This window comes from Desulfovibrio sp. 1214_IL3152, assembly GCF_036763055.1.
Classification (GTDB): Bacteria; Desulfobacterota; Desulfovibrionia; order Desulfovibrionales; family Desulfovibrionaceae; genus Desulfovibrio.
On sequence record NZ_JBAIYW010000007.1, the window covers coordinates 1 to 2,503 of the forward strand.

Here is a 2,503-nt window from a genome sequence, read left to right on the forward strand (position 1 = left end):
GCGGGCGCTTTCAGCGGCCCTGCGGGCATCCTCGGCCTCCAGCATGGCCTGGCGGGCCTTTTCCGACTCTTCGCGGGCCGCTTGCGTCAGTGTCTCAGCCTTGCTTATGCCTTCCAGCAGCGAAGCGATCATTTTTTTCAAGGCTGTGCTAAGCACCTTCATTTCACCGCCAAAACGGCTGTCTTCAATGTTCTGCTCCAGCTTGCCCCCGGCGATGATTTCGGCGGTTTCCGCCAGATAGTTCACCGGACGCAACGCGCCGCGAATGACGAGATAGCTTATGCCAAGCAGCACCAGCAGGGTTATGGCCGAAATAATGACCGTTATCCGACTGATATCCCTGGCCTCCGCCAGCACCTCGCTCTGCGGTACCGTGACGCTGAGATACCAGTGCTGGCTGCCGCCCCTGAAATCAACGGGATAAAAATAGCGCAGCAACACGCCCCGGGCGTCGTCCACATCTTCCGAATACGGTTTTCCGGCGGCAAAGGCCTCCAGGGCCGCGTCCTTTCTTTTGAGGCCGCCAAGATCAAAAAGGCTTTTGCCGATCAGGGCTTCTTCGCGATGCGCCAGAACATCACCCTTTTCGCTCACAAGCGAAGCATAACCGCTGCCGTAAAGGCTGATGGCCGCGACCATCTGCTGCAGCCGGGCAAGAGAGATATCCACCAGCACCACACCAAGCAGGTCATTGCCGTTCAGTATGGGACAGGCCACCGTGGACATGAGCACGTCCTTGCCGTTGACCTTGAAGGGGATGGGATCAGAAACATAGGTCTGCCGGGTTTGCCGGGGAATGACATAGTACGGCTGGCCGACCTGCTCGCCCAGTTCCACCAGTTCGGCCCCTCTGGAAAGGTAGGGCATGAAGCGGCCCTTGTCGTCACTGCCCGGCGCGCCCGCGTACAGCAGGTCGCGCTTGTCAAAGGCATTTGGTTCCCAGATGATGCCCACCCCGAAGATGTCGGCATTGCCCATAAGCATGCCGCTGATCATGGCAATCACGCCCTGCCTGGTGGGGGCCTCGTTGCGGGCCACACCCTGCCCCAGCGCGGAGGCCAGGGTTGACGCTTCATCAACAGCCATATTCAGGAAGCGGGCCACGGAATTGCCCTCGGCCCCGCCGAGAGCGGCCAGCTCGCGGCGTGCGGCATCCTCAATGGCAACGCTGCTGCGCGCCTGAATCTGCCACGTCAGCAGTCCCAGACACACCACAAGTGCAAGGGCCACAGGAATCACAATCTTGGGGGTCATGCGCAAGGATCGGTACCAAGCGAACATAAAGGCTCCATTGGTTAACGGGACACGAGAGCATGCCGGCTTTGGAAATACACCTTCGCAAAGTCAGCAAAACACTCACTTCGGCGCTTAGCCGCGCAAAAACCTGCGCTGCGCCTCTGTGGCCGACGCCTGCCTGCGCAGGCGTCAGAACACTGTAAAATACAACTGCCCTGGTTTTTTCCCGGCTGCAAGCAGCGTGTGCGGACCATGATCATATGAAGCTTTTCGGTATTTTTTTTGTGCAGCTTTAGGCAGTGTCGTCACGAGATGAATTTCCTTGGTATATCAAGGAGAACGAGCCTTTTATGCAGCGAGTGTACTCTTATGGTACTCGACCGGAATAAAAGACGAAGTTCGACGCAGAGATACCGGGAAAGGCGCTCGTGACGACACTGTCTAACGCAAAAACGACCTGTCCGTGCATGGCAAGTATGAAAGCCTTCGGCCCGGCACAAATCCTGATGATATTCTGTAATTTTTTAGGAAGGTTCACTCTGATGTATGAATAAATATAAAATTATAAATAATATTATGTGATTTTTAATTTTTAAAAACTATATTCAACATATTTCTTATTTATTAAATCTTATCTTATATAAAAACAGCGTTAAAAAAAACGAAATTAATATGTTTTCATAGCTATTGACATGAGAGTACCTAGTTATTAAAACATAGTTGATGGATTCGTCCAGTCGTGAATCACAACTTCCTACGCTGATTCACCCTTCTTTTCTCAATGTTGCATCTCTCAGCAGATGCAGAGGGTTACCTACCCCCAGAGAAGCAAGCATCACCTTGCAAACTCTCCTTCTATGCTTTCGGCATACGTGTACAAAACGTTGCCGCCATATCAATGGATCCGGTACACAACGGAGGCCCCATGCCTACTATTACCCTTTCACGCCCGGCTCAAGGCCAGGCAGTCACAGTGCTTGCGACAGGCAAAAACGCCAAGCTCGCTCTTGAATTCTCAACCGGCGATGTCAGCTTGTCGCGCGATGCAGATTCGCTGATATTTACATTTGAAGACGGCGCTGCCATCCGCATTGATGACTTCTATACCAGTTACCATGCCGCCAACATCCCTGAGTTTGAAGTGGACGGAAAGCTGGTTTCCGGCACGGAATTTTTCAGCGCCCTCGGCCCGGACCTCATCCCCGCGGCGGGTCCGGCAACAGTTGCCAGAACGGCCCGCTCCTCGGACCACGGCGCGGTTTCCGAT

2 protein-coding genes are annotated in these 2,503 nt (G+C 53.9%); one reads left to right on the forward strand and one right to left on the reverse strand.

Annotation, left to right across the window (positions count from 1 at the left end; all coding sequences use genetic code 11):
* The coding region (locus V6C07_RS00090) for a cache domain-containing protein (RefSeq protein ID WP_333534298.1) at window positions 1–1,281 on the reverse strand (1,281 nt) is incomplete at its 3' end.
* A gap of 880 nt (window positions 1,282–2,161) precedes the next feature.
* Here V6C07_RS00090 and V6C07_RS00095 point away from each other — a divergent pair.
* On the forward strand, window positions 2,162–2,503 hold a 342-nt coding region (locus tag V6C07_RS00095; RefSeq protein ID WP_333534299.1), incomplete at its 3' end, for a hypothetical protein.